2 protein-coding genes are annotated in these 1,593 nt (G+C 74.3%); both read left to right on the top strand.

Annotation, left to right across the window (positions count from 1 at the left end):
- Positions 1-43 precede the first annotated feature (43 nt).
- Entirely contained in the window at positions 44-997 is a 954-nt protein-coding gene (locus AB0I76_RS29525; protein ID WP_357042306.1) for a hypothetical protein, read from the top strand.
- A 266-nt stretch (positions 998-1,263) separates the two neighbouring features.
- Positions 1,264-1,524, top strand: coding sequence for a hypothetical protein (locus AB0I76_RS29520; protein ID WP_357042303.1), 261 nt, complete (start codon positions 1,264-1,266; stop codon positions 1,522-1,524).
- Positions 1,525-1,593 lie beyond the last annotated feature (69 nt).

Below are 1,593 nucleotides of genomic sequence, written 5' to 3'. Positions count from 1 at the left end.
CATCTAGTGATGCACCTCCGCCGAACCGACACCGAGCAGGGACTTGGTCAACCCGGTCTCCAGCAGCAACTCCTGCGCGGCCGCCCCGGGCGCGCCGGTCACCTGCGAGGCGTCCTGGTTGCCGCAGCCGGTTCGCGGTTCGGTCGCGGTCGCGAACGGCGTCGACCCCACCGGGCGGTACATCGTCGGCGACATCGGCACCGGGCAGGAGGACGGGCGGGTCGTGCTGTGGACCGACGGGCGGGCGGAAGTCCTGCCGGCCGGCGCGCGGCACGCGGCCGCGGTCAACGCCGGCGGCGTCGTGGTCGGCACCGACGGCGACGGCACGGGCTGGGTCTACCGGAGTGGGAGGCTGCGCTTCCTGGCCACCCCGCCGGGCTACCGCGCGGTCCTCGTACACGCGGTCAACGCTCGGGGCGACATCGTCGGCACCGCCAGCGGAGCCGGCGACTCGCACCACGCGGTGCTGTGGTCGGCGGACCGCCCGCAGACGTACCGGCTGGTCGGCGAGCCGGGATCCGCCGCGACCGGGATCACCGAGGACGGCACGATCGTCGGCGGGTTGGGCCAGCTGCCCTACCGGTGGACGCCTCAGGGTGCCGGGACGGCGTTGCCGTTGCCCGACGGCCACTCGCACGCCTCGGTGGACGCGGTGCGGGGCGGGTGGGCGATCGGCATGGTTCCCGGCGCCCGGCAGGGCGGCGCCGTGCAGATGCTGCCGGTGCGGTGGAATCTCACCACCGGAGCGGTGGGCCTGCTGCCGTTCCCGGGGGCGGCCGGGATCGCCGGCAACGGCGACCTGCTGGTCGGCGGCGGTACGCCGCTGGTCGTCGCCCCCGACGGCACGTCCCGCCGGTTGCCGGGCCGGCCCGAGGTCCGGACGACCGAGGCGGGCACGTACACGGCCAACGGGATCAGCGACGACGGGCTGACCGTGGTCGGCGCCGTGTACGAGAACCAGGTGCACCGGCCGCTGGTGTGGCGCTGCCGCCGCTGACGGTCGCGCGCCCGGCCCCGGCTCTCCGTCTCCGGCTGCGCTGTCCGGCCGACGAGCGGAGGGTCGGGGCGGCGGCGACCCTGAGCGTGGGGCGGAGCTGGCCGCGGCGTGTTCGGTGACACCGGCGCATCACTGCCGGGCCATGATGCTCGACAGTTCAGCCGGTCTCACCATTCGCCGGCGCGGAGAAGAGCGGGAAGAACCGCTCGGCCCACGAGGTCGAGCCGTGGAAGGAGGAGGACGGCCAGGTCTGGCGCGTCCTCAGCGTGACCTACCCCGAGGACATCGACACCCACAGCGAGACCCAGCGGTACTACTTCGACGACAGCGGGCTGCTGCGACGGATGGACTACCAGCCGGCGGTCAACGGCGACACACCCGTCGCGCACTACGTCAGCGATGAGATCGAGGTCGGCGGTCTGATCGTGCCGACGCGGCGCCGAATTCGGATCCGCCAGGAGGACGGCACCCCGGACCTCTCCTGGACGCCGATCACCCTCGACCTGGCGGACGTCCGCGTCCGGTGACGTCCGCCGTCCCGGTGCGGCGACGCGCCGCCGCACCGGGACGGACACGCCGGCTCGGGCAGGAGCGTC

The organism is Micromonospora sp. NPDC049799 (genome assembly GCF_040656655.1).
Lineage (GTDB): Bacteria > Actinomycetota > Actinomycetes > Mycobacteriales > Micromonosporaceae > Micromonospora.
This window is presented reverse-complemented; position numbering and strand designations above follow the sequence as displayed.